The following is a 21,763-nucleotide window of genomic DNA, read 5'->3' as shown; positions in this document are numbered from 1 at the left end:
ATGAAAAAGTGTAAAAGATTTCCTCTTTCCCTGCCATTTTTCATCTTGGCAGTTTTCCTATGTATTCCTTTATTCGCCTGCAAAATGCCTAACGACAAAGAAGAAATCTTGCCGCGCAACCAAAGCCTGCCGCTCTTCAATCCGCATGTCGCGGATTTTATCTGTGAAACCGAGGCGAGCAAAGTGCCGCCCATCGATGCGCAAGCCGAGGACTGGTTTCTCGAAGCGCGCGCCTTGGAAGATCCCGAAATTTTCGTGGAAGACCGCGACTACAGAAAAATCATCGATCTGACGCGTCAGGCGGCGGAGCGATTGCACTGGAAAGCGATGCTCAATCTGGCTAGCCTGTATGTGGAAGGGCGCGATCTTTTATATGGTGAGGAAGAAGCGGTGCAACTGGTGGAAAAGGCGATGCGGCTCGGGATACCGGCAGCTTATGACCGGATGGGGACGTTTTATGCTAATAGCACTGGCGTTGACGGCGACATCACTCGCGCCTATGCATTCTGGCAAAAGGCTGCTGTCATGGGAAATCCTCAGGCGATGGCATTTTTGGCGGATAAATTAAATGTTGGACCCGCCAGTGAAGGGGGGGGCTATTGGTCCAATATTCCCGTCGCGACAAAAATGCTGGAATGTGCATTTGGGCAAGGATATGGTCCCGCAGCATTTGATTTGCATTATTTGTATGTATCTCCACGGGCTGCCAACGGGAAAATAAATGGCTCGCGTAACGCTGAAACAAAAAATCGTGCATTGAAGGTATTGCATGAAGGTGTGAAGTTGGGTTGTGAGGATTGTGCAAATGCATTGGCGATTGAATTTGGTTCACCTTTTAATCTTGCCGATATGTTGGCGCCATATGTGGACAAGGCTCGTGGAGAGCGATATCGTATGCTTAGTAATGCCCTCGGCTTCAACCCCAATCGCCGCTTTCCCAACCTCGATAAAATCTTGCCATTGCCACCAGCCGATCTGCCGCCCTGGGATGGTCAACGAAAGAGCCTGCTCGACGCGGCCATGGGCGTCCGCTCGCCGCCAGCCACCCCGCAGCCAAGCGCCGCCTCGCTGTTGCAAAAACCGTACTTCCTGGCCGCCGACTATGCGCTGCGCCCCACCGGCTTGCACAGCGATGCGCCGACTGCGCCATTTTCCGCATACTGGCAACCGGCCGCTGGGCAGGATTTGACGGAACCGGCCCGGCTGTTCGGTGAAGGCGAAGCGTTCCGTCATTTCGGCTTGCTCAATGCCGCTGGCGATACCCGTTACGGCCCCGTGACGTGGGAGCAGTGCCTGACGATACGGCACAACCATGGCGCCGTGGAACCGCGCGCGGTGCAGGGTTTGCTGCGCGAGGTGGCGCGGCCCGAGCCTTTGTTGAGCTGCGCTTGCGACCAGGTCTGTCCGGTCAGCGGCGTCTGGCAACCGTGGGTGGCGGCCGACCATCCGCTGCAGGCCATCGTCAACCAGTACTGGCGCCAGGCCTGGCTGACCCAGGGCGCACCGTTCCCGCGACCGCGCCGCGACTGGCTGCTGGACTTGCCAGATGGCGACGTGACGTGGCATTTGATGGATGCGTCCCTTCCTGATCTTGGATAAGGTAATGGATAGCAATCAATCCAGCATGGCTGCCACAAGAGGACGCCTTGCGTCGCTGATTGTCTTGTGCTGCCTGCTTGCCTGCAAAATGCCTAACGACAAAGTCTTGCCACGTAACCAGAGCCTGCCGCTCTTCAATCCGCATGTCCCTGATTTCATTTGTGAAATCGAATCGAACAAGGTGCCGCCCATTGATGCGCAAGCCGAGGACTGGTTTCTCGAAGCACGCGCTTTGGAAGATCCTGAAATTTTTGTGGAAGACCGCGATTACAAAAAAATCGTCGATTTGACGCGTCAGGCGGCAGAGCGATTGCACTGGAAGGCGATGCTCAATCTGGCCAGCCTGTATGTGGAAGGGCGTGATCCTGTATATGGTGAGGAAGAAGCGGTGCAACTGGTGGAAAAGGCGATGCGCCTGGGCATACCTGCCGCCTTTGACCGGATGGGGACGTATTACGCGAATGGCACGGGCGTTAACGGCGACATCACGCGTGCCTATGCCTTTTGGCAAAAGGCGGCGCAGATGGGTAACCCCCAAGCGCTGGGTTTTTTAGGAGAAAAACTCACTGCGGGGAAGGATTATCCGGGTGCTGAAATGTGGGGGAATATTCCTGTGGCAATCAAGATGATGGAGTGTGCACTGGGGCAGGGATATGGCCCATCCGCATATGATTTATCTTATTTATATGTTGTATTAAGAACGCCTGACGGCACGTCTGATGGGGAAAGAACAACTGAAACCAAAGAGCGTGCCTTGCAAGTATTACATACCGGAGTAAGGCTGGGCTGCGAGAAATGCGCAAACAAACTCACGATTGAATTCGGCGATCCGTTTGATCTTGCAAATATGCTGGTTCCGTACATTGATAAAGCGCGAGCGGAACGTTACGGCGTACTTAGCCGTGAACTTGGATTCAATCCCAATGCGCGTTTTCCTAATCTGGACAAGGTCTTGCCGCTCCCGCCCGCCGATCTGCCGCCCTGGAATGGCGACAGGGATACCTTGCTGCATGCCGCCAAGGGCATCAGCCCACCACCAGCCACCCCGCAGCCAAGCGACGCCTCGCAGTTACAAAAACCGTACTTCCTGGCCGCCGGCTAGGCGCAGCGTCCCGCCGGTTTGCCTCCCCGGCATCGCCCACACTGTGCACGCGCCACGACCTGCCGCATGGGCTGCGCCACGTATAATTCCGCGCACTATCCACCGCTATTCTTTTTCGACAGGTTCCCATGCCCCAGACTCCCGATTTACCGCCGGATTGGCACGCGTTTGAAACAGCCTATGACGTTGAAGCAACCTGGTTCAGGCTGGCCAATGCCTCGCTGGCGCTGCTGGGCGCGTCCGCTTTCAAGGATCAGGCATTTTCAGCCTTTGCCTTCAATGCCGTATCGTTCCCGTCCATTTCGCTGAGCTTTGACACCGATCCCGGTAACAGGGCGCGCGATTACTATCCTCCGGACTGGTCGAACGAGTGCATGGAAGCCGACGTGCCGGAAATCGGACAATTGTGGGAGGAGGGCTACGCAAGGATCGAAGATGCTTTAAGCGAGCTGATCGACGCTGCCGATGACGAGCTGCTCTGCGCCATCGAGGAAGGCTATCTGCACAGCCTCAGGAAAACCATGGTGCGGCTGGAAACGAGCCGTGCTTTCGAGCAGATCAAGACGTGTGCGCCGTTCTGGACCGTGGTCACGCAAATCGATGCCGATACGGATGAAGAGGAGCGTCTGCTCGAACAGGTGCGCCAAGACTTTCTGGCGTGAGCGCTATATCAGGGCTTGCCACGCCCTGACTTCTTCGTCCGTGAGCGCCGGCCCCCAGCCGCCGCGCAGCGCCGCATCGTGCTGCGCATAGTGCCCAAGCTGCGGCACGGCGACGTCATGCCGGACGCAGATGTCAAAGACGGCTTCCAGCTGGCGCCTGCTGGCCGCAAGGTCATCGCCATGCCAGGTACAGGCGCTCGTTTCCAGCACATGTTGCACCAGTGCTTCCAGCGTGCCCAGCAGGTGCCCGGGCAGTGGCGCACGCACGTCTTCCGGCCAGGGATCGCCCATGCCCGTCACAGCCAGGGAAGCGAAGCCCCGTTCCCAGGCGGCAAAATCCTCTGGCGCGAGCTGCGCCACTTTCCACACGTGAGCGGCGAACGCGGACAGGGCAGGATGATCCACATCAAAGCGCCGGCAAAAGCGTTGCAGGCACGTGACGGCAAGGCATTGCCTGGCGATTACGGAGAGCGTGTCTATCGAGATGTTGTGCATGAGTCAAAAGCTCCTGACGGCGCCTGCCGCAGCGCCTCGACCGGCAATTGAAAAAAGCGCGGCACCATGGCCGGCGACAGCGCGTCGCCGCCGTCCGCCATGGCCAGGCGGCCACTGAGCAGCAGCATCACGTAGCCATGGCCCAAGGACCAGCCGGCGCTGGCGGCGGCCTTGTCCCAGCGGGGATCGAGGCCCGCTTCGCGCACGGCGGCGCCTGCCGTCTGCAGCACGTACTGGAAGCACGCCTGCGCCGCTTCCTGCAGGGCGGGGAACTGGCGCACGTCCTGGTGCTCGAACATCAGCCGGTAGTGGGCCGGCGCGGCCAGGGCGAATTCGATGTATTGCTGGCCCAGCAATTGAAAACGCTGTTCGGCCGGCAAGCTGCCCGGCGGCGGCAGCTGCGTTTCCCATTTCTGTATCAGGCTGGCGAAGCCGGCCGCCGCCACCTCGGCCAGCAAGGCTTCCTTGCTGGGGAAGTGGCGGTACACGGCGGCGACCGATACGCCCACCGTGCGCGCCAGTTCGCGCAGCGAGAGGGCGGCGTCATGCTGCTGCGCCAGTTGCGCGATGACGGTGGCGACCAGGGTGTCGCGCAAGTTGCCGTGATGGTAGGTGCTCGTTGTTGTCATTCGATGTTATCGCTGTTCACATTGTCGTGTATGATGGGCATGTTATCACTGAAAACATGGAGAGCACATGCATGAGATGAACATTGCCGTCCGCACCGTGGACTTGCCGTCAGGCGCCAGCATCGCCCCGCTGTATCCCGGCAGCAACCTGGCCGACGCGTACGCCGTCGATTTGCCCACCGCGCAGGCGCGCCAGATGGACATGCAGAGCCTGGCGCGCCAGCTGCTGGGCAAGCAGCCGGGCTGGGCGCGCAAGCTGATGGTGCTGCGCGATGCCATCGTGGCGCGTTTCGGCATCCGGACGGCAAAACAGATGGAAGCGCGGCCCGGCAAGCGCATCGGCATCTTCCGCATCTATGCCGTCAGCGACGACGAGATCATCCTGGGCGAGGATGACAGCCACCTCGATTTCCGCCTGTCGGTGCTGCGCAACCGCGACGCGGGCCGCCATGGCAACGTGACCGTCTCCAGCGTCGTGCATTGCCATAACCGGGTGGGGCGTGCCTATATCATGCTGATCCGGCCGTTTCACAAGCTGATCGTGCGGCATTCGCTGGCGCGCGCCGCCAGGGCGGGCTTCTCCTGAGGCGGGGAGGGGCGGACGGCAAGGGCAATCTTGCTTATTCATGGCCGGTATTGCATACTGCACCACCAGCCTCATCACGATTCCCATGAACGATACGCTTCTCCTGCTGGGTTTTGCCACCACGCCGCTTGAACTGATTTCCTTTGTCCTGGCACTGACAACCGTTGCGCTGAACATCCGCCAGAATCACTGGGCGTGGCTGTTCGCCATCATTTCCTCGGCCGCCTACGGTTTCGTGTTTTTCGAATCGCGCCTGTATGGCGACATGGCCTTGCAACTGCTGTTCATCAGCGTCTCGTTCTGGGGCTGGTACCAGTGGCTGCATCCGGCCAGCGGCGGCAAGACCCTGCCCGTCACGCGGCTGGGCATGCGCGGCTGGCTGGGCAGCGCCCTGGCGTGGCTGGCGGGCTTTGTGCTGCTGGCCTGGCTGCTGACTTCGACCGACACGGACGTGCCTCACGCGGATGGTTTCCTCACGGCAGGCAGCCTGGTGGGGCAATTCCTGCTGTCGCGCAAGAAGCTGGAAAACTGGATCGTCTGGATCGTCGTCGACGTGCTGTACGTGTGGCTGTACCTGCACAAGGACCTGACCCTGACGGCCATCCTGTATGCCGTGTTTGTCGTCATGGCCACGATCGGCTTGCTGGCGTGGAAAAAAGCGGCGCCAGCCGCGCCCGATGCAATGGTCCTCAAGTGATGGGCCGCTGCGTGCGCGTGGCCATCTTGGGCGCGGAATCGTCGGGCAAGTCGACCCTGGCGGCGGCCCTGGCCGAGCGCTACGGCACCGTCTGGGTGCCTGAGTATTTACGTGAATTCGTCGCCACGCAGGGCAGGGTGCCTGTGGCGGAAGACCAGTATGGGATTGCGCGTACGCAAGTTGAACGCGAAGACGCGGCCGCTGCGCAAGCCCGTCACTTCCTGTTCTGCGACACGACGCCCTTGATGACGGCGGTCTACAGCCGCCATTATTTCAATGGCGCCGATGCGCCGCTGGCGGCGCTGGCCGATGCCACGCGGTACGACCTGACCCTGGTGACGGCGCCCGACAGCCCGTGGGTGGCGGACGGCTTGCAGCGCGAGTCCGAAGCCGTGCGCCAGCTGATCTACCGCTACCTGCTCGACGAGCTCGACGCGCGCGGCATCGCCTATCACGTGCTGCACGACAGCCTGGACGCGCGCCTGGAACAGGCGGCGCCCTTGCTGCAACAGGCGCTTGCTGCAGCGCCTGCCATTTCCCTCAATTAAAAATCGAACTGCGCCGACACCTTGAACGTGCGGCTGGCGCCCGGATACAGATAGCCGTCCGATTCCGGCGTCACGTCGCGCCAGTAGAACTTGTCGGCCACGTTGTTGACGGCGGCGCGCAGCACGGCGCGCGTGCCGGCGATGCGCGTGGCGTAAGCGGCGCCCAGGTTGAACACGTGGTACGACGGCACGAAGGTCGTGTTGTTGTACTCAAACGCTTTCTTGCCCGCATATTCCCAGCTGCCATTCACGCTCAAGCCCGCCACTTGTTGCACGGCGTAGTCCGCATGCACGGCCGCCTTGAAGGCGGGCACGTTGGGTACGCGCTTGCCGTCGAGGTCCGCATTGCCCGTGCCCGACTGCTGGCTGTTCAGGGCCGTCACGGAAGCGCCCAGGCTCAGGTTGGCGCTTGCCTTGCCCTGGGCCGACAATTCCAGGCCGCGGTGCTGGGCCTGGCCTTCGCGCACGAAGTAGCCGGCCGTGTTCTGGAATTCCAGGCCTTTGCGGATCTGGAACAGGCTGGCCGCCAGCATGAAGTCCGGCGTCACATCCATCTTGGCGCCGAGTTCGATCTGCTTTGAGCGGCTCGGTGACAGTTCTTCATTGGCATTCATCGCCTTGCGGTCGGCCGTGCCGCCATGTTCCATGCCCTGCGAATAGGCCGCATACACGGACACATTGTCGAGCGGGGTGTAGACGAGCGATACATTCGGCAGCAGGAAATCGTGCTTGGCGCGGATTTCCGTGTCGGCCTTCAGCACGTACTGGTAGCCATCGACATTGATATGGCGCAAGCCGCCATGCAGTTTCCAGTTCGGCGCCAGGCTGACGATATCCTGCACGAAGACGGAGTTTTCCGTATCCTTGCGCACCAGGCGCACGGGGCCCGTGACGCCGGGCGACGTGCCGACGATCTGCGGCTGGTAGATGTTGCTCACGCCGACCCAGTCGTACACGTACAGGCCGGCGCGGTCCTTGCGGCGGAAGGTCGAGACGCCGGCCGTGAAGTCGTGGCGCAGGGAGCCGGTGGCGAACTTGCCCTGGATCATGGCTTGCGCGCTCAGCGGCTTTTTCGTCTCGCCCAGGCTGCGGTAGTCATACACGTCGTAATCGCCATTGCCGCAGAAGCCGGGGTACAGGTCCTGTCCGCTGCAGCCATACGGGAAGGCTGTGTAGTCGTCGCGCTTGAACGAGTGCTGGTTGGCCGACACGGTGGCGTGCCAGTCGTCATTGAAGGCGTACTGGAAGCGCAGGCCGATATTGCTGGTGACGGTTTCCACGGGGCGCGTCCACGGCTGCAGGTTGAGCATGGCGTCGGCGCTGATGCCGGTCGGCAAGGTTTTGTTGTTCAGCAGCTGGAAGCCGGGCGCCGTCGCCTGCGCCTTGTCCTGGTAATCGGCATCGATTTGCAGCAGGGCCTGCGGCGAAATCTGCCAGTCGAAGGCGCCGGAAATGAATTTACGGTTGCCGTCCGCGCCCTTGATGTAGGAGCGCAGGCGCTCGGCCGCCACGTTGACCCGGTAGCCGAAGCGCGTGTCTTCCAGGCGGCCGCCCAGGTCGACGGCGCCGTACAGGGTGCCCCGCTCGCGCGCTTCCACGGTGACCGTGCGCAGCGGCGCGGCGGTGGGGCGCTTGACGATGAAGTCGATCACGCCGCCCGGCGCGGCCACGCCTGCCTGCAAGCCTGCCAGGCCCTTCAGCACTTCGATGCGTTCCTTGTTTTCCAGCGGGATTTGCGTGTCGCCAGGAATGGCCACGCCATCCTTGCGGTAGCTGGAATTGTTGTCGAGCTTGAAGCCACGGATGGAAAACTGTTCCGCGTAGCCGACGGCGTTGTAGGCATCGTTGATGCTGGTGTCGAGCTTGACGGCGTCGCTGAGGTTGCGGATCTGTAAATCCTGCATGTCTTTTTGCGAAATGACGGTGACGGATGCCGGCGTCTGCAGCAGCGGCGCGTCAGCAAAGCCGCCGACGGAGGCGCGCTTGGCGGCCGGCGCCTTGCTGGCCGTGACGACGACTTCGGCCATGCTTTGTGCCTGCGGGTCGGATGCGTCGGAAGCCAGGGCGGGCGCGGCAAACGCGTGCAGGATCGCCAGGGTCAATACAGGACGGGAAAAATGCGCAGATAAATTCGGTGTGGACATAGATTGCTCGTGGTTCAAGCCGACTCGGTAACGAGCACGGCAGGCTGCTTGTTCGGCTGGCGCCAACGCAGGAGCTATCAAAGGAGGGAGGTACTTTGCGCTTTCCTTCGCTGGCATTATCCAGATCAGGTACGAAGGGTATCTCTCACCCGGATGACTGCTCCAGGACCCCTAGCGAAATGACAGCTTAGCATGAACCACGGCCGGCTGTCCCCCTGGCCGACCGTTTTACAACAGTGTGCTGGAATCTATAAACTGAGTTCCAGCACCTTGCGGCTGACGGCGGGCGTCACTTCGCGCTGTTCGCCCAGCGCCGTCATGCCGTGCGCTTCCAGGGCGGACACGACGGCGTCCACGCTCGCGTGGTTCAGGCCATAGTCGGCCAGGCGCGTCTTGACGCCCATGTGGCGGAAGAAGAATTCCGTGCGCGCGATGGCCGCCTCGATGCGGCCGTCCTCGTCGCCGCCATCGAGGCCCCACACGCGGGCCGCGTATTGCAGCAGCTTGGCGCGCTTGGCCTGCTTGCGCACGCGCAGCATGCTGGGCAGGATGATGGCCAGCGTCTGCGCATGGTCGAGCTCGTACAGGGCCGTCAATTCGTGGCCGATGGCGTGCGTGGACCAGTCCTGCGGCACGCCCACGCCGATCAGGCCGTTCAAGGCCAGGGTGGCGCTCCACATCACGTTGGCGCGCACGTCATAGTCGTCCGGGTGCGACAGGGCTTTCGGGCCTTCCTCGATCAGGGTCAATAAAATCCCTTCCGCGAAGCGGTCCTGCACGGACGCGTTCACGGGGTAGGTCAAATACTGTTCCATCACATGCGCGAACGCATCGACGACGCCGTTGCCCACCTGGCGCAGCGGCAAGGTGAACGTCTTCGACGGGTCCAGCACGGAGAATTTCGGATACACCTTGCGGCTCATGAACGAGCGCTTTTCCTGGGTGGCCTTGCGCGTGATCACGGCCGAGCCATTCATTTCGGAACCCGTGGCCGGTAACGTCAAAACGGTGCCGAAGGGCAGGGCGGCTTCGACGATCTTGCCGCCTTTGGCCAGGATGTCCCACGCTACGCCCTCGTGCAGGGCGGCGGCGGCGATGAACTTGGTGCCATCGACCACGGAGCCGCCGCCGACGGCCAGCAGGAAATCGATGCGCTCGCTTTTCACCATGGCCACGGCCTGCATCAGGGTTTCATAGCTGGGATTGGGTTCGATGCCGGCAAATTCCAGCACCGTGTGGCCGGCCAGCGCCGCCCTGACTTCATCGTAGACGCCGTTCTGCTTGATGCTGCCGCCGCCGTAGGTCATCAGGACCCGCGCCTGGGGCGGGATCAGGCCGGCGATGGCGGCGATCTGGCCCTGGCCGAAGAGGATTTGCGTCGGATTGTAAAAGTCGAAATTGAACATGGGGCTCCCGCTGCCGAGGTATAGGCTGTTGCTGAGGCATGATTATGGCCGAACGGGTGAAATCGTGTCGTGGACGCTTGAGCTTTTCGTCCGCGCGGTGGAGAATGCAGCCGATGTCACCACCACGCGAAAAGGAATGCGCATGACCACCGTCCCACTGGAAGAATCCGGCTTGCCGGCCACCGCGCTCGACATGCACCGCGCCATCGGCGCCGCCATCGCCGCGCTGCAGGCGCTGGACTTGAACAGCCAGCGCTTCGAGGCGTGCACGGACCCCGAACTGCGCCGCGTGCTGGCGCATGCGGGCGACACGAGCCGCAAGGAAGCGGCCATGCTGCTCGAATGGATGCGCCGCCGCGACGCGCGCCTCGATACGGCCATGAAGGAAGCGCTGTTCAAGGCGGGGCCAATTGTTGCCCAGTATCACTATGACGAGAAAATATTGTAACTATTGGTTTGTTGTTGTGGCGTACCATGCGCCATTTAACCTTTGCTTCGCGTAGACTGTGCCCCGAACACGATTTTGGGGGAGTCTGCAGAAATGAAATCATTACCATACCGAGAAGGCAGCTGGTTTGCCGTGCCCCTGCCGGGCGGCGGTTATGCCGTCGGCGTGGTGGCGCGCAGGGCGCCTGCCGGTCGCATCATGCTGGCGTATATGTTCGGGCCGAAGCGCGACACTTTGCCCACACTGGAAGAGCTGGAAGGCTTGCGGCCGGAACAGGCCGTGCGCCGCCTGCGCACGGGCGACATGGCCCTGCTCAACGAACGCTGGCCCCTGCTGGGCGACAGCCTCCACTGGGAGCGCGATGCCTGGCCCATGCCGGCCTTTATCCGCCGCAATGAATCCTTGCAGCGCGCCTGGCGCGCCAGCTATGCGGACGCCGATCCTGCCAAGCTGAACCGCGAGGAATCGATCCCCTTCGACACGCCGGGCATGGAAAGCGATTCCCTGTACGGCTACGGGGCGACGGAATTGCTGATGAGTAAATTGCTGACGCAGGAGCAGGCCTCGGCGTGATGGCTGCCGGGCGGCGTTGGTGCCGGAACCTGCATCGGACCGTAGGTCGGCTTAGCGCAAAGCGCGTAAGCCGACACCACCAGCAGCCCAGGTCAACAATGTTGTCGGATTACGCGAGGCAAGGCCTCGCTAATCCGACCTACGCCGCTTATGCCGCCGGCAAGCTGATCTGAAACGCCAGGCCGCCGCCTTCGCGGTTGCGCACCTGCAGTTCGGCGCCGTGGCGCAGCAGCACGCGGTCGACGATGGCCAGGCCCAGGCCGGCGCCGTTGGCTTGTCCGCGCGCCGTGTCGAGGCGGGTGAACGGCTTCATCAGCTGCTCGATCTTTTCCGCCGGCACGCCCGTGCCGTGGTCTTGTACCTCGATGATCACCTTTTTCGCGCCGTGGCTGGTGCGCACCTGGCAGGCGATGTCGATTTCCGTCACGTCGCTGCCCGGCGTCTTGCCATAGCGGCGCGCATTCTCGATCAGGTTGTTCAGCACGCGGCGCAAGTCGGTGGGGTTGCCCATCGCATGCGCGCCATCGGCGATGGTGGCGTTGAGCTTCACATCCGGCAGGCGCATCGCTTCGCGCGTCATATCGTTGAGCAAACCGCTGAGGTCGACATCGGTAAAGCTCGACGCTTCCGTCGGCTTGGCGTAGTCGAGGAACTGGCCGATGATGGCGTCCATCTGCCCGATATCGGACTGGATGCCTTCGCGCGCCTCGTCCGACAGGTTGGCCATTTCCACTTCCAGCTGCATGCGCGCCAGCGGCGTGCGCAAGTCGTGCGAAATGCCGGCCAGAATCACGGCGCGGTCCGATTCCACTTGTTTCAGATCATCGACCATCTGGTTGAAGCTGCGGTTCGCCTCGATGATTTCGATCGGCCCTTTTTCCGGCAACGGCGCCGGCTGCTTGCCCTTGGCGATGTCGCGCGCGGCCGCCGTCAGACGCGACAGCGGCAGATTGATCAGGCTGGAAATGATGGCCGCGCCCAACAGCGACAGCAACGATACCAGGCTGGCCCAGCCCAGCCACTGGAAGCCCGTGAGGCCGCGCAGGCGCTCGCGGTCCAGCATCAGCCAGTATTCGTCGTCGTCGATCTTGAAGCTGACCCAGAAGCCGGCCACGCCGTTGACGCGCGCGGAAAAGCGCGTGTCCTTGCCCAGTTTGGCCTTCACCAGCGCCTCGATCTCGGGCATCAGGTAATTGTCGGGCGGCGGCTCGATGCGGTCGTCCTCTTCCAGCGAGAAGATGCGGATGCCTTCGTTGCTGACGAGGTCGAACAGCAGCTCGCGGCGCAGCTCGGGCGCCGAGTGCGTCAGTGCCGCATGCGTGATGGTGACGACGGAAATGATCTGGGCGGAAATCTGCTGCGCCTGTGGCTCGCGCTGGATGACGGAAATCATGCCGATCCAGGTGATCATGCTAACCGTGGTCAAGGTGCCGAGCAGCAAAAAGGTGCGCCAGAACAGGCCGCTTTTCAGCCGCGCCAGGCTGATATCGGGAACAAGCTTCATCATGCCTCGCCAGCGATCAGCGCGGCTGTCCGTCCGGGATGAAGACGTAGCCGAGGCCCCACACGGTCTGGATGAAGAGCGGGCTCGACGGATCGGGTTCGATCAGTTTGCGCAGGCGCGAAATCTGCACGTCCAGGCTGCGGTCGAACACTTCGTATTCGCGTCCGCGCGCCAGTTCCATCAGTTTTTCGCGCGACAGCGGCTGGCGCGCATGGCGGGCAAACACTTTCAATACGGAAAATTCGCCCGTGGTCAGCGGCACCGTTTCGCCGTTCTTTTTCAAGGTGCGCGTGCCCAGGTCCAGCACGAAGTCGCCGAACTCGAAGGTTTGCGGCGTTTCCGACGGCGCGCCCGGGATTTCATCGGGCCCCTTGCGGCGCAGCACGGCGCCGATGCGGGCCACCAGCTCGCGCGGATTGAACGGTTTCGGCAGGTAGTCGTCGGCACCCATTTCCAGGCCCACGATGCGGTCCACGTCCTCGCCCTTGGCCGTCAGCATGATGATCGGCGTCTGGTCGCCCGCGCCGCGCAGGCGGCGGCAGATCGACAGGCCGTCTTCGCCCGGCAGCATCAGGTCGAGCACCAGCAAGTCGTAGCGTTCGCGCAGCCACAGCTTGTTCATGGCCGTCGCGCTCTCTGCCGTGAAGACATTGAAGCCCTGTTCGGTCAGGTAGCGCCGCAGCAGGTCGCGCAGGCGCACATCGTCATCGACCACCATGATTTTTGCCTGGTGGCCATGGATCGATTGCGTTGTTGTATTGCTGCCGGTAGTGGAGGTTGTGGTCATTTAGGGTGTCGTGTTATCTTATATTAGTTGCTATAGTAACGCCTCGCGCGGCGTCGGCAAGGGGCTGTGGCGACCCATTACAAAGTGTTACAAACTTTACCCAATTACTCTTACTGCACCGTGTAAAGCATCATACACTGGGGCCACAGTGGAAATCAGCTTTAGTTTATACGGCATCGCGGAAGAGGAACTCAATGAATATCTTTACTAAAAAAATTCACGCCGCTCCCAGCGCAGCTATTGCCGCACGTACGACTGTGCTGTCCGCATTTGCCGTTTGTTCCGTGTTTGCCGCCAGCCTGGCGCTGGCGCAAAACCAGCCGCCGCCACGCCGTGACGACCAGCAGCAAATGCAGGCCCAGCGGTATGAACAGGTACAGCGCAGCAATAGCAATGATACGCGACTGCGCGAACAGCGTGACGCACGCAGTTTCGACACCCGCGCCGAAGAGCAGCGCCGCGCCAACGAGGGCGCGGACGCCTCACGCCGCACGGGCCGCATGACGCCCGACGAGCGCCGCGACCTGCGCCGCCAGATCAACGAAGTGGGCCAGGATATTTACTCGAATCCGCCGCGTCGTTGATGACATCCGGCAATACCTACTGCGCGTCGCGACTTGTGGCCTGCGATGCTCACTGTACTAAAGTACAGTTCCGCTTCTCGGCCACAATTCACTTCCGCTCGCTACGGTCTTGCCAGATGTCGTGACTTTACCTGAAACATCCATCTCCATTTTTCATTCCCCTGTTTGTTGCGCCAGGATTATGCTAATCCGGCATACCGCCACGCCCCGTGATATTGTTCTAGTGCACTGAGACAATTCTCTGAATGTGTTGCAGGGGGAGGCAAGTGGTGAGCGACGACGACACACCCGTTCCTGATGCGGCCCCCGCAGGCGGCCTGCCGTACGGCCTGGTCCAGCGCGACGGGGGCGTGTTCCTGGACCTGTCGCTGGCGCCGGCGCAGCTGCGCGCCGCCGTCGACCAGCTGTTCCAGTCGGGGCAGTTGCTGGCTGGCCTCGATTACGGTTTGTTCCTGCTGACGCTGTTCCATGCCCCCACGCCCCGCGCCGCGCCCAAGGGTGACGCCTTGCTGCGCATCGCCGTGCGCGTGGCGCCATTTTCACCCCAGCGCCGCGCCCTGTATAAACAGGTCAAGATCCACGGCGACAGCGCCGAGTTTTACTTTGAAGCATTGCTTCCTGACGCCGATGGCCAGGTGCCTGTGCGCCGCGAGTTTGACGAGCTGGTGGCTGACCTGTGGTGCAAGGGTGTGCACTACGGCATCGATAGTGTGGCCGTGCGCGCCGTTCTCGCCAGCGGCAAGGCCGAGCGCATCACGGTGGCGCGGGTGCTACCGCCGCAGCCGGGGCGCGACGCCCAACTGGTGGAGGTGTCGCAAGGCATCCACCGCGACGATGCACCGCGCGAACGCTCCGATGGCCGCCTCGATTTGCTCAGCTTCAAGAACCGCTTTCCGCAAGTCAAAAAACACGCGCGCCTGCTGCGTCTGCTGCCAGGTGCGCCCGGCTTGCCCGGCTATGACCTGGCCGGCAAGGCCCTGCCGCCGCCCGCGCCGCTGGCGCTGGACCTGGCCACAGTGGCGGGGCCGGGCACGGCGGTCGAACATTTCAGCGATGGCGATTTCGTCGTGGCCACCCAGGCTGGTTACGTGAATGTCGATGAGGGCGGCAAGATCTCCATCGAGAACAAGATCGTCAGCCGCGAAGGCGTCAGCAGCCGCACCACGGGCAATCTGAAGCTGCGCGCCGCCTACGAGGAATATGGCGACGTGCAGGAGCAGCGTCAGCTCGACGGCAGCGATATCACCATCCATGGCGACGTGTATGGCCATTTGCACTCGCATGGCGGACTGATCTTGTTGCAGCGCAACCTGGTGGGCGGCACGGCGTTCAATGAACACGGCGATGTGCGCGTCGAGGGCGTCGCTTCCGGTTCCGTGCTGCAGGCACTCAGCGGCGAAGTGCATGTGAAGCGCGCCGAAAGCTGTGTCATCGCCGGCACGCGCGTGGTGATCGACAGCGCCAGCAATTGCGAGATCATCGCCGACGAGGTCGTCATCGAACTGGCCGAAGGCTGCGCCGTGGCGGCGCGCACCATCCGCATCGGCAGCGCCGGCCCGCGCAAGCAGGTGGAAATGCTGCTATTTCCCCTCGTGCCCGATTTGAGCGCCCTGGAGCAACAGATCGCCGAGAGTCTGGCCAAGGCCGCGCAGTACCAGCAGGTGCAGCACAAGCGCCAGCAGGAAATCGATGCCATCGCGCAGTTGCCGGAAGTGCGCAACTACCTGACCCTGGCGGGCCAGCTGCGGCGCGGCGAATTGCAGCTGCAGCCGGCGCAACAGCTGCAATACGACAAGCTGGCCGCGCGCATCGCTCCCGTCCTGAAGGAAGTGGCGCGGCTGCGCGTGGAAGTCAAGCAGTCGGAAATCCTGCAGGCGCAGATGCTGGCCCTGGTGGCGCAGCTGCGCCAGGAGCGGCAGGCGACGGCCGGCCAGTCGCGCTGCAGCCTGGGCCTGGTCGATGGAGAAACGACGGTGCGCGCCCTGGTCGTGCCGCCCGGGCCGGCCAAGGTCTACGACCGGCCGCCGAAAGAAATCAAGGCCTTGCTGCGCAGCGCCACGCCGGCCACGCAAGCCGTGTTCGCGGACAGCACGGGCAGCCTGGACTGGACGTATGCGCCGCCGCCCTAGCGTTTAATCCGTGACCTTGCCGCGCGACTGCTTGAGCACGCTGTGCGTGCTCTTGCTGTCGAGGCGGCGCCGCTGCGAGCTGCGCGTGGGCTTGGTGGCGCGCCGCACGGCGGGCAGGAACGTGACGCTGTCGATGATTTCCTGCAGCCGGCGCAAGGCTTCTTCCTTGTTCTGCTCCTGGCTGCGCGACTGCTGCGCCTTGAGCACCAGTACGCCATCCTTGCTGATGCGGCTGTCGCGCAGGGCCAGCAGACGCTCCTTGTATGCTTCCGGCAGCGACGAGGCGGCGATGGGGAAGCGCAGATGGATGGCGCTGGACACCTTGTTGACGTTCTGCCCGCCCGGGCCCTGGGCGCGGATGGCGGAAAATTCAACTTCAGCGGGGTTGACGAGGTGTTGCATGGCCTGCCTGTAGGGAGTGATGTGGGTATTGTAAGGGAAGATGGCTGCGCCGGCGCAAGGGCGGGCGGCCAGTCGATGATGTCTTCCGGGAAAGTTGATGTTTCTCAACGCTGGAGGCGGGGATGCTGGTTAGCATGGGCCAACGTTGCGCCACTGCGCATCCTGGCAGCGCTTACCGGATGAAAGGAACACCATGCAGCCCACGACCAAGCCTGGCGCCGCAGCGACGGCGGAACGCGGCACCGCGCAATCCCTGACGCAGTACTTGAGCTTTCGGCTGGGCGGCCTGGAATACGGCCTCGATTACCGCTGCGTGCGGGAATTGCGTGCCCTCAAGGAGCTCGACCGTTTTTCTTCGGAAGGGGAAGTGCTGCACAGCGTGGCCGTCTCGCGCGGCGTGATCATCCCCATCGTCGATATGCGTGCCGCGTTCGGCAGCGCCCACGGCGCGCCAGACCCGGCCACCGACGTGATCATTCTGCAGCTGAGTAATGGCGTGATGGGCATGGTGGTCGACGGCGTCACCGATATCGTCAGCCTGGCGCCCGCCGACATCGCCGCCGTGCCCGGCCTGGGCGAGGCGGAGGCCGATTACCTGCTGGGCCTGGCCACGGTGGCGGGACGCCGCTTGATCCTCGTCGACATCGACCGCCTGATGGCAATCCGCAGCCCCGGTCCCATGCAGGTGGCCTAAAAAAAAAGACGACCTGAAGGTCGTCTTTTGTCGCTGCTTGATTAACCGAGTTTTTCCAGCTGATCCTGCAAGTCCAGCCATTCCGCTTCCAGCTGCGCCAGGTCCTTGGTGAAGAAGGTCTGGTCGGCCAGCAACTGTTTCAGCTTGGCCTTGTTGGCCGCGTCGTAGATGGTCGGCTCGCCCAGCTTTTCTTCCGTTTCCGCCTTTTGCGCGTTGCGCTTGGCAATCTGCTCTTCCTGGCGCTTGATCTTGTTTTCGATCGGCTTGCGCAGGGCGGCCGCCTTCTGGCGGTCTTCCGCTTCCTGGCGCTTGTCGCGCACGGGCGCGGCAGGGGCGGCGGCCGGCGCAGGGACGGACGACGTTACCGGGAAGTCGGTCTTGTTGGCCTTGCCGGCGGCCGGCAGCACATCGGTACCCTTGCCCAGCTTGGTCTTGAACAGCCAATCCTTGTAGTCGTCCAGGTCGCCGTCGAACGGCTGCAGCTTGCCGTCGGCCACGATGATGAATTCGTCCGTGGTGGCGCGCAGCAAATGGCGATCATGGGACACGACGACCAAGGTGCCTTCGAACTGGGCCAACGCTTCCGTCAGCGCTTCGCGCGTTTCCAGATCCAGGTGGTTGGTCGGTTCATCGAGCAGCAGCAGGTTCGGCCGCTGCCAGACGATCAGGGCCAGCGCCAGGCGGGCTTTTTCGCCGCCCGAGAACGGCGCGATCGACGCGGTGACCATGTTGCCGGGGAAGTTGAAGCCGCCCAGGAAGTTGCGCAGTTCTTGCTCGCGCACGGTCGGGGCGATCTTCGCCAGATGCCACAGCGGCGATTCGTCGTGGCGCAGCATTTCCACCTGGTGCTGGGCGAAGTAGCCGATGTTGAGGCCCTTGCCCATGGTGGCGTCGCCCGTCAATGGCATCAGTTCGCCGGCGATGGTCTTGATCAGCGTCGATTTGCCGGCGCCGTTCTGGCCCAGGAGGCCGATACGCTGGCCGATCTGCAGCGAAAACTTGATGCCGTTGACGATGGTCTTGTGCGTGATCTCGCCCGTCGCTTCGTTTTCAATCTTGTAGCCCGCATCGACGTCTTCCATCACCAGCAGCGGGTTCGGGGCGCTCAAAGGCTCGCGGAATTCGAACGAGAATTCGGCGGCGGCGCGCAGCGGCGCCAGTTCTTCCATCTTCGCCAGCGCCTTCATGCGGCTTTGCGCCTGGCGCGCCTTCGAGGCTTGCGCCTTGAAGCGGTTCACGAACGATTCCAGATGGGCACGCTTGCGCTGCTGCTTTTCCAGCGCGCCGGCGGCCAGGATCATCTGCGCTGCGCGTTGGCGCTCGAAGCTCGAGTAGTTGCCCGAATAGCGTTTCAGCTTGCGCTCGTCGATATGCACGACGACGTTGACCACTTCATCGAGGAAGTCGCGGTCATGGGAAATGATCAGCAAGGTGCCGGCGTAGCGCTTGAGCCAGTCTTCCAGCCAGATGATGGCGTCCAGGTCCAAGTGGTTGGTCGGTTCATCGAGCAGCAGCAGGTCGGACGGGCACATCAGCGCTTGCGCCAGGTTCAGACGCATGCGCCAGCCGCCGGAGAAACTGGCGACAGGCTGCTGCATCTGGTCCAGGGTAAAGCCCAGGCCCAGCAGCAACTGCTCGCCGCGCGACTGCACGGTATACGCGTCGGCATCGGCCATGGCGCTGTAGATTTCGCCGATGGCGATGCCGTTTTCCGACGTGGCCGGTTCCGATTCCAGGCGCGCCAGTTCCGCTTCCAGCTTGCGCAAGGTCACGTCGCCGTCGATGGCGTAATCGAGCGCGGCACGGTCCAGCGGCGGCGTTTCCTGCGCCACGTAAGCCACGCGCCATTTGGCCGGGAAATCGATCTCGCCCTGGTCAGGGTGCAATTCGCCGCGCATCATGGCGAACAGGCTCGATTTGCCCGCGCCATTGGCACCGATCAGGCCGATCTTGTCGCCCGGATTGAGGGTGACATCGACTTGTTCGAGCAACGGTTTGATGCCGCGCATCAGGCTTACTTGTAGGAAACGTATCATTTTTTTCTTTGTGAAGGCAGGGCTTTACCCCTCGCCGTAAAAACATCGTGTAGGTCGGATTAGCCCGAAGGGCGTAATCCGACGGGTGCCGCACAGGCATGTCGGATTACGCTACGCTAATCCGACCTGCCAAGTCGATCAAACCAGCTTGAGCTGCTCGGCCGTCAGCAGGAATACCATGTCGTCGCCGGCGCTCGTCGTCAGCCAGGTCAGGCCCAGCTCGCCGAAGGCCGCTTCCGCGTAGGCGCGTTCGTTGCCGATTTCAATCATCAGGATGCCGTCGTCCGTCAGGCGCTCGGCCGCGCCGGCGATGATCTTGCGCACCAGGTCCATGCCGTCGCTGCCGCCGTCGAGGGCGATCTGCGGCTCGGCCAGGTATTCCTGGGGCAGGGCGCCCATCGACGCGGAATTCACGTACGGCGGGTTGCTGATGATCAAATCGTATTTCTTGGCCGGCACGTTCGTGTACAGGTCCGATTCGATCAGGTTCACGCGGTCCTGCAGTTTATAGGTGTCGACGTTGCGCTTGGCCACGGCCAGGGCGTCGGCGGAAATGTCCACGGCGTCGACGCTGGCGTTCGGGAAGGCGTCGGCCATCATGATCGACAGGCAGCCCGAGCCGGTGCACAGTTCCAGGATGTTTTCCACGGCTTCCGGTTCCGCCACCCATGGCGAGAAGTATTCAGGGATCAGCTCGGCGATGAAGGAGCGGGGCACGATCACGCGCTCGTCCACGTAGAAGTTATACGTGCCGAGCCAGCCTTCCTTGGTGATGTAGGCGGCCGGCACGCGGTCGATGCTGCGGCGGTCGATGACCGTCATGACGCTGGCCACTTCCGACGGCAGCAATTTGGCGTCGAGAAACGGTTCGAGTTTGTCGAGCGGCAACTTCAAGGTGTGCAGGATCAGATAGGCGGCTTCGTCGAACGCTTCGGCGCTGCCGTGGCCGAAAAACAGCTTGGCGGTATTAAAACGGGTAACGGCGTAGCGCAGCAGGTCGCGTGGCGTGGAAAACGGGTTCGGGGTCATGGCATTCTCGAAAAGACGGTGTTCTGGCCCGCCGTGACGGGCCTCGGTATTCTGGTTCAGACGGGCAGCAAATGCTCCAGCGTGCGCCGGTAAATATTCTTCAGGGGATCGATGTGGCGCAGTTCGATGTGCTCGTCAATCTTGTGAATACTGGCATTGGGCGGCCCGAATTCTATCACTTGGGGGCAGATTTGCGCGATAAACCGGCCATCCGAGGTGCCGCCCGTGGTCGACAGCTCCGTCGTGAGGCCCGTTTCTTCCAGGATGGCCGACGACAGCGCATCGCTCAAGGTGCCGCGCGGCGTGAGGAAGGGCAGGCCGCTCAGGGTCCACTGCAAATCGTATTGCAAATCATGCTTGTCGAGGATGGCGTGGACTCTTTCCTGCAAGTTTTCCGCCGTGCTGGCCGTGGAAAAGCGGAAGTTAAAGTCGATCACCATGTCGCCTGGAATGACGTTATTGGCGCCCGTGCCCGCGTTGATGTTGGACATTTGCCACGAGGTCGGCAGGTAATACTCGTTGCCCGCGTCCCATTTTTCCTCGACCAGGTCGGCCAGCGCCTGCGCCGCTTCGTGGATCGGGTTTTTCGCCAGGTGCGGATAGGCGATGTGGCCTTGCACGCCCTTGATGGTCAAGCGGCCCGACAGCGAACCACGGCGGCCGTTCTTGATCATGTCGCCCAGCTGCGCGCTCGAGGTCGGCTCACCCACGAGGCAATAGTCGATCTGCTCGCCGCGCGCCTTCAGTTGCTCGCAGACGATGACGGTGCCGTCCGTGGCCGGGCCTTCCTCGTCGCTGGTGATCAGGAAGGCGATCGAGCCAGTATGCCCGGGCGTGGCGGCAATGAATTCCTCACAAGCCACCACCATGGCGGCGATCGACGTCTTCATGTCGGCCGCGCCACGGCCGTACAGCTTGCCGTCGCGGTGCGTGGGAATGAACGGTTCCGAGCGCCATTGCTCGACGGGGCCGGTCGGCACCACGTCCGTATGGCCGGCAAAGACGAACACGGGGGACGTCGTGCCACGGCGCGCCCACAGATTGGTGACGTCGTTCGACTGGATCGTTTCGCAGACGAAGCCCAGCGGCGTGAGGATATCGATCAGGTGCTGCTGGCAGCCCTTGTCGTCGGGCGTGACCGAGGACAGGGCGATCAGTTTTTCGGTCAGGGCGAGGGTTTTGGAGGTGGTCATGGTGTGGAGCGGGAGCGTACCCTTGGGACTCGGCGTCCCCGTACGACCCCAGCCTTGCAGGTGTCGGGTTTAAACTGAAAAAATGCTCTTGTACTGGGCATCGGAAAACGCCACGCTGAACTGGCCATCCTTGTCCAGCACGGGGCGCTTGATGATGGACGGGTTTTCCAGCATCAGGTCCAATGCGCTGGCCGCGTCCGTGATCGACGCTTTGCGCTCGTCGGACAGGGCGCGCCAGGTCGTGCCTTTCTTGTTGACCAGCACATCCCACGGCAATTGCCCGAGCCACGCTTCCACTGTGGCGCGTTCCAGGCCCTGCTTCTTGAAGTCGTGGAAGGTGAAATCGAGTTGCTGCGCGGCCAGCCAGGTGCGGGCCTTTTTGACGGTATCGCAGTTGGGGATACCGTAGAGTGTAATGGTCGTCATGGGTAGGGCTAAGGGGAATGAATGCGGTTCGCTTGATCGCGGCGCTTGCGCCAGGTCAAAATGCGATGGTAGCCGCCATTATACAGTCGA

At 62.3% G+C, this 21,763-nt stretch carries 22 protein-coding genes and 1 riboswitch; of the genes, 11 read left to right on the top strand and 11 right to left on the bottom strand.

Going from position 1 to position 21,763, the window contains the following annotated elements; all coding sequences use genetic code 11:
* The 3 genes from JAB8_RS28865 (at position 1) to JAB8_RS04850 (ending at position 3,363) form a co-directional block, all read left to right on the top strand.
* The gene (locus tag JAB8_RS28865; RefSeq protein ID WP_139142948.1) at positions 1-1,599 is read left to right on the top strand and encodes a tetratricopeptide repeat protein; all 1,599 of its coding nucleotides are present in this window, start codon (positions 1-3) and stop codon (positions 1,597-1,599) included.
* A 4-nt stretch (positions 1,600-1,603) separates the two neighbouring features.
* Positions 1,604-2,701, top strand: coding sequence for a tetratricopeptide repeat protein (locus tag JAB8_RS04855; RefSeq protein WP_139142947.1), 1,098 nt, complete (start codon positions 1,604-1,606; stop codon positions 2,699-2,701).
* Positions 2,702-2,829: 128 nt separating this feature from the next.
* On the top strand, positions 2,830-3,363 hold the full coding sequence (locus JAB8_RS04850) for a hypothetical protein (protein WP_070224029.1): 534 nt from the start codon (positions 2,830-2,832) through the stop codon (positions 3,361-3,363).
* A gap of 3 nt (positions 3,364-3,366) precedes the next feature.
* On the opposite strand, the gene JAB8_RS04845 is transcribed toward JAB8_RS04850, so the two are convergent.
* A complete protein-coding gene (locus tag JAB8_RS04845; protein ID WP_070288716.1) occupies positions 3,367-3,768 on the bottom strand; it encodes a hypothetical protein in 402 nt (133 codons plus the stop codon).
* Between the two features lie 71 nt (positions 3,769-3,839).
* On the bottom strand, positions 3,840-4,487 hold the full coding sequence (locus JAB8_RS04840) for a TetR/AcrR family transcriptional regulator (RefSeq protein ID WP_083287578.1): 648 nt from the start codon (positions 4,485-4,487) through the stop codon (positions 3,840-3,842).
* A 67-nt stretch (positions 4,488-4,554) separates the two neighbouring features.
* Here JAB8_RS04840 and JAB8_RS04835 point away from each other — a divergent pair, with 67 nt between their 5' ends.
* The 3 genes from JAB8_RS04835 (at position 4,555) to JAB8_RS04825 (ending at position 6,318) form a co-directional block, all read left to right on the top strand.
* Positions 4,555-5,073 carry a DUF2867 domain-containing protein gene (locus JAB8_RS04835; protein WP_070288714.1) on the top strand — a complete coding sequence of 173 codons (519 nt, stop codon included), beginning with the start codon at positions 4,555-4,557 and terminating at the stop codon, positions 5,071-5,073.
* Between the two features lie 85 nt (positions 5,074-5,158).
* Positions 5,159-5,770 carry a nicotinamide riboside transporter PnuC gene (pnuC, locus tag JAB8_RS04830; protein WP_070224181.1) on the top strand — a complete coding sequence of 204 codons (612 nt, stop codon included), beginning with the start codon at positions 5,159-5,161 and terminating at the stop codon, positions 5,768-5,770.
* Positions 5,770-6,318 (top strand): ATP-binding protein, encoded by a 549-nt coding sequence (locus tag JAB8_RS04825; protein WP_070288713.1) that lies wholly within the window; start codon positions 5,770-5,772, stop codon positions 6,316-6,318. The genes pnuC and JAB8_RS04825 overlap by 1 nt, the downstream gene beginning before the upstream one ends.
* Here the strand turns inward: JAB8_RS04825 and JAB8_RS04820 are convergent.
* Entirely contained in the window at positions 6,315-8,462 is a 2,148-nt protein-coding gene (locus JAB8_RS04820) for a TonB-dependent siderophore receptor (protein WP_070288712.1), read from the bottom strand. The two genes, JAB8_RS04825 and JAB8_RS04820, sit on opposite strands and share 4 nt — an antisense overlap.
* 85 nt (positions 8,463-8,547) lie before the next feature.
* Positions 8,548-8,645: riboswitch (TPP riboswitch) on the bottom strand.
* Positions 8,646-8,710: 65 nt separating this feature from the next.
* Complete coding sequence (locus tag JAB8_RS04815; protein ID WP_070288711.1) at positions 8,711-9,868, bottom strand: iron-containing alcohol dehydrogenase; 1,158 nt, start codon at positions 9,866-9,868, stop codon at positions 8,711-8,713.
* Between the two features lie 142 nt (positions 9,869-10,010).
* Between JAB8_RS04815 and JAB8_RS04810 the strand changes: the two genes are divergently transcribed.
* The gene (locus JAB8_RS04810) at positions 10,011-10,316 is read left to right on the top strand and encodes a hypothetical protein (protein ID WP_070288812.1); all 306 of its coding nucleotides are present in this window, start codon (positions 10,011-10,013) and stop codon (positions 10,314-10,316) included.
* Between the two features lie 93 nt (positions 10,317-10,409).
* On the top strand, positions 10,410-10,889 hold the full coding sequence (locus JAB8_RS04805; RefSeq protein WP_070288710.1) for an Imm26 family immunity protein: 480 nt from the start codon (positions 10,410-10,412) through the stop codon (positions 10,887-10,889).
* Between the two features lie 148 nt (positions 10,890-11,037).
* Here JAB8_RS04805 and JAB8_RS04800 read toward each other — a convergent pair whose 3' ends face one another.
* Positions 11,038-12,396, bottom strand: a complete 1,359-nt coding sequence (locus JAB8_RS04800; protein ID WP_070288709.1) for a sensor histidine kinase — start codon at positions 12,394-12,396, stop codon at positions 11,038-11,040.
* 13 nt (positions 12,397-12,409) lie between these two features.
* Entirely contained in the window at positions 12,410-13,111 is a 702-nt protein-coding gene (gene ompR, locus JAB8_RS04795; RefSeq protein ID WP_223278807.1) for a two-component system response regulator OmpR, read from the bottom strand.
* Positions 13,112-13,374: 263 nt separating this feature from the next.
* Between ompR and JAB8_RS04790 the strand changes: the two genes are divergently transcribed.
* Both JAB8_RS04790 and JAB8_RS04785 read left to right on the top strand, forming a co-directional pair.
* The gene (locus JAB8_RS04790) at positions 13,375-13,764 is read left to right on the top strand and encodes a hypothetical protein (protein WP_070224012.1); all 390 of its coding nucleotides are present in this window, start codon (positions 13,375-13,377) and stop codon (positions 13,762-13,764) included.
* Positions 13,765-14,033: 269 nt separating this feature from the next.
* Positions 14,034-15,893 (top strand): flagellar assembly protein A, encoded by a 1,860-nt coding sequence (locus JAB8_RS04785; RefSeq protein WP_254679449.1) that lies wholly within the window; start codon positions 14,034-14,036, stop codon positions 15,891-15,893.
* A 3-nt stretch (positions 15,894-15,896) separates the two neighbouring features.
* Here JAB8_RS04785 and arfB read toward each other — a convergent pair whose 3' ends face one another.
* Positions 15,897-16,295: an alternative ribosome rescue aminoacyl-tRNA hydrolase ArfB gene (gene arfB, locus JAB8_RS04780; RefSeq protein WP_034749850.1), complete on the bottom strand. Its 399-nt coding sequence runs from the start codon at positions 16,293-16,295 to the stop codon at positions 15,897-15,899.
* Between the two features lie 193 nt (positions 16,296-16,488).
* On the opposite strand from arfB, the gene JAB8_RS04775 reads away from it, so the two are divergent.
* Entirely contained in the window at positions 16,489-16,989 is a 501-nt protein-coding gene (locus JAB8_RS04775; protein WP_070224010.1) for a chemotaxis protein CheW, read from the top strand.
* Positions 16,990-17,030: 41 nt separating this feature from the next.
* Here JAB8_RS04775 and JAB8_RS04770 read toward each other — a convergent pair whose 3' ends face one another.
* The 4 genes from JAB8_RS04770 to JAB8_RS04755 form a co-directional block, all read right to left on the bottom strand.
* The gene (locus tag JAB8_RS04770) at positions 17,031-19,025 is read right to left on the bottom strand and encodes an ATP-binding cassette domain-containing protein (protein WP_070224008.1); all 1,995 of its coding nucleotides are present in this window, start codon (positions 19,023-19,025) and stop codon (positions 17,031-17,033) included.
* A 138-nt stretch (positions 19,026-19,163) separates the two neighbouring features.
* Positions 19,164-20,054: a 50S ribosomal protein L3 N(5)-glutamine methyltransferase gene (gene prmB / locus JAB8_RS04765; protein WP_070288708.1), complete on the bottom strand. Its 891-nt coding sequence runs from the start codon at positions 20,052-20,054 to the stop codon at positions 19,164-19,166.
* Between the two features lie 56 nt (positions 20,055-20,110).
* The gene (gene dapE / locus JAB8_RS04760; RefSeq protein WP_070288707.1) at positions 20,111-21,247 is read right to left on the bottom strand and encodes a succinyl-diaminopimelate desuccinylase; all 1,137 of its coding nucleotides are present in this window, start codon (positions 21,245-21,247) and stop codon (positions 20,111-20,113) included.
* 69 nt (positions 21,248-21,316) lie between these two features.
* Positions 21,317-21,673, bottom strand: a complete 357-nt coding sequence (locus tag JAB8_RS04755; protein WP_070288706.1) for an ArsC family reductase — start codon at positions 21,671-21,673, stop codon at positions 21,317-21,319.
* Between the last annotated feature and the right edge of the window lie 90 nt (positions 21,674-21,763).

This window comes from Janthinobacterium sp. HH106 (genome assembly GCF_001758725.1).
Classification (GTDB): Bacteria; Pseudomonadota; Gammaproteobacteria; order Burkholderiales; family Burkholderiaceae_D; genus Janthinobacterium.
The sequence above is the reverse complement of the archived record's forward strand: the minus strand, read 5'-3'. Positions and strand labels throughout refer to the sequence as shown.

What these genes read in the sequence shown, in the direction of transcription:
- JAB8_RS04755 (WP_070288706.1), bottom strand. Translation starts at nt 21,673, where the DNA reads ATGACGACCATTACACTCTACGGTATCCCCAACTGCGATACCGTCAAA.
- dapE (WP_070288707.1), bottom strand. Translation starts at nt 21,247, where the DNA reads ATGACCACCTCCAAAACCCTCGCCCTGACCGAAAAACTGATCGCCCTG.
- pnuC (WP_070224181.1), top strand. Translation starts at nt 5,159, where the DNA reads ATGAACGATACGCTTCTCCTGCTGGGTTTTGCCACCACGCCGCTTGAA.
- JAB8_RS04800 (WP_070288709.1), bottom strand. Translation starts at nt 12,396, where the DNA reads ATGATGAAGCTTGTTCCCGATATCAGCCTGGCGCGGCTGAAAAGCGGC.
- JAB8_RS04855 (WP_139142947.1), top strand. Translation starts at nt 1,604, where the DNA reads ATGGATAGCAATCAATCCAGCATGGCTGCCACAAGAGGACGCCTTGCG.
- JAB8_RS28865 (WP_139142948.1), top strand. Translation starts at nt 1, where the DNA reads ATGAAAAAGTGTAAAAGATTTCCTCTTTCCCTGCCATTTTTCATCTTG.
- JAB8_RS04790 (WP_070224012.1), top strand. Translation starts at nt 13,375, where the DNA reads ATGAATATCTTTACTAAAAAAATTCACGCCGCTCCCAGCGCAGCTATT.
- JAB8_RS04820 (WP_070288712.1), bottom strand. Translation starts at nt 8,462, where the DNA reads ATGTCCACACCGAATTTATCTGCGCATTTTTCCCGTCCTGTATTGACC.
- ompR (WP_223278807.1), bottom strand. Translation starts at nt 13,111, where the DNA reads ATGGTGGTCGATGACGATGTGCGCCTGCGCGACCTGCTGCGGCGCTAC.
- arfB (WP_034749850.1), bottom strand. Translation starts at nt 16,295, where the DNA reads ATGCAACACCTCGTCAACCCCGCTGAAGTTGAATTTTCCGCCATCCGC.
- JAB8_RS04850 (WP_070224029.1), top strand. Translation starts at nt 2,830, where the DNA reads ATGCCCCAGACTCCCGATTTACCGCCGGATTGGCACGCGTTTGAAACA.
- JAB8_RS04840 (WP_083287578.1), bottom strand. Translation starts at nt 4,487, where the DNA reads ATGACAACAACGAGCACCTACCATCACGGCAACTTGCGCGACACCCTG.
- JAB8_RS04805 (WP_070288710.1), top strand. Translation starts at nt 10,410, where the DNA reads ATGAAATCATTACCATACCGAGAAGGCAGCTGGTTTGCCGTGCCCCTG.
- JAB8_RS04810 (WP_070288812.1), top strand. Translation starts at nt 10,011, where the DNA reads ATGACCACCGTCCCACTGGAAGAATCCGGCTTGCCGGCCACCGCGCTC.
- JAB8_RS04775 (WP_070224010.1), top strand. Translation starts at nt 16,489, where the DNA reads ATGCAGCCCACGACCAAGCCTGGCGCCGCAGCGACGGCGGAACGCGGC.
- JAB8_RS04835 (WP_070288714.1), top strand. Translation starts at nt 4,555, where the DNA reads ATGCATGAGATGAACATTGCCGTCCGCACCGTGGACTTGCCGTCAGGC.
- prmB (WP_070288708.1), bottom strand. Translation starts at nt 20,054, where the DNA reads ATGACCCCGAACCCGTTTTCCACGCCACGCGACCTGCTGCGCTACGCC.
- JAB8_RS04815 (WP_070288711.1), bottom strand. Translation starts at nt 9,868, where the DNA reads ATGTTCAATTTCGACTTTTACAATCCGACGCAAATCCTCTTCGGCCAG.
- JAB8_RS04825 (WP_070288713.1), top strand. Translation starts at nt 5,770, where the DNA reads ATGGGCCGCTGCGTGCGCGTGGCCATCTTGGGCGCGGAATCGTCGGGC.
- JAB8_RS04770 (WP_070224008.1), bottom strand. Translation starts at nt 19,025, where the DNA reads ATGATACGTTTCCTACAAGTAAGCCTGATGCGCGGCATCAAACCGTTG.